1 protein-coding gene and 1 pseudogene are annotated in these 1,530 nt (G+C 56.8%); both read right to left on the bottom strand.

Annotated elements, in window-relative coordinates; genetic code table 11:
- Positions 1-200 precede the first annotated feature (200 nt).
- Positions 201-1,085 (bottom strand): fimbrillin family protein, encoded by an 885-nt coding sequence (locus tag QZL63_RS05590; RefSeq protein WP_022308348.1) that lies wholly within the window; start codon positions 1,083-1,085, stop codon positions 201-203.
- A gap of 73 nt (positions 1,086-1,158) precedes the next feature.
- Positions 1,159-1,530 (bottom strand): annotated as a pseudogene (locus QZL63_RS05585) (FimB/Mfa2 family fimbrial subunit); the annotation flags it as partial.

Raw genomic sequence — 1,530 nt, 5'->3', positions numbered from 1 at the left:
TCCTTCGTGCAGGCAGTCGTGGCAAGGAGCAGCGAGGCTGCGGCGAGAAGCAGATGGATGGAATCTCTTTTCTTCATATCAGGTTGTTTTTTATTTGTTCTCGTTTTGTGCTGCCGCCGCCTGCGAAGGCGGCCGTCGCACCATCGTGTCTATGGGCAGCTCCGGCTTGACGCTTTCGCCGGGGCAGCGGTGTGCGGGGATTACAACTCTGCACTTGCATCGTTCGAATCTCCGGATTCCCACGGGGTAATTGTGGGGTCGCTCACCTCGATGTCCTTATTTTTGAGCGTTACGTTGTAGGTGTAGGCATAGCCTGCTGTGTAGAAATTGTCTGTGGGTGTAGCAGGCAGTTTCAGTTGGGCGTTGTAGCTCAGTCCGTTGTAAGACACGCTCAGTTCAAGAGGCTTGGTCACTTCCTGTGGGAGAATGATGACTTGCGAAGCGGTGGCACCGTTAAGCTGCATGGTAATCGGCGAGTCGGCGGCTGCGGTTACGGCAGTCGTGCCCGTAGCCGTGTCGAAAGTGCCTTCGAGCTTCAGCCCATACAACGTGTAGCCGGCAGGTTCCGTTTCGTTGAAAATGAGACCATCGCCTGCCTTGAAGGTGAACTTGATGAGACTCATGCAGTGGTGGAACGAGTTGTCTGGGCCGCCATCCTTCGTTTTGTCGGTGAAGCTCACCTCCGGGTTGTGGGTGTCGCCCGTGGCTCCCGAGGCAAAGAGGAAGTCGATGTCCGTGCCCTGCTTGTCGGCTGCGGTGCTGACGGTCACCGTTCCGCCCTCAGCCTGATACGGATAGTAGGCATGGAAGGTATGCGTTTCGGTGTCATTGAAATAGATGGTCGTACCGTCGGTCACGAACTTACCGTTCTCTCTCTTGTAGGGCACATTGGTGAAGCCTGCGCCGGTGACGCCGATGCGGTCGCCGTCGGTCCACTCGGTTCCTTCCGAATTGACGCGGGTAGCGGGCGAAATGTCGGCGATAAACTGGGCGGCTACCGGGCCGTCATTCAGGTTCTCGTTGTCGTTGTTACAGGCGGCAAGTGTCAATGCCAGCGCTGCGAAAGCAAAAAATCGGGCTCTCATTGTGCCAGCGCTGCGAAAGCAAAGAATCGGGCTCTCATTGTAAATCTGTTTTTTATATTTTATATCGTTTCTGTTACAGGGTCACATTTACATCTTCTGCGTCCACCTCTTCCCAGCCGGTGATCTCGAATTCCGAAAATTCGGCCTCTTCGGGGGTCTCAACCAGCGTTCCGCCGAGGGTCAGAGGCTCGGTCTTCTTCGCGTTGAACTCCTTGAGAGCTTCCGAGAGGTCGCTCTCCAGCGTCGTGGGACGCGGGTTGCCGTCGGCATAGCGGATTTCGCCCGTCAGCAACTGTTCCGTGCCGGTCACACCCAGCAGTCGCACCGTGGCTTTCCACTTGCCGGCATCATCCCCTTCGGTTATCCTGGTGAAGGGCAGCACGACGTTCGAAGCGGCTCCGTAGGTATCGGTCGCGAAGTCCAGCGTCCCGGCTGCACCCGTCAG

This window comes from Alistipes sp. CAG:268 (assembly GCA_000434235.1).
Taxonomy (GTDB): domain Bacteria; phylum Bacteroidota; class Bacteroidia; order Bacteroidales; family Rikenellaceae; genus Alistipes; species Alistipes avistercoris.
Note: the sequence above shows the minus strand (reverse complement) of the source record. Positions and strands in the feature narration are given on the sequence as shown.

Excerpts from the sequence above, each read along its gene's own strand:
- QZL63_RS05590 (WP_022308348.1), bottom strand. The coding sequence starts at position 1,085 with ATGAGAGCCCGATTTTTTGCTTTCGCAGCGCTGGCATTGACACTTGCC.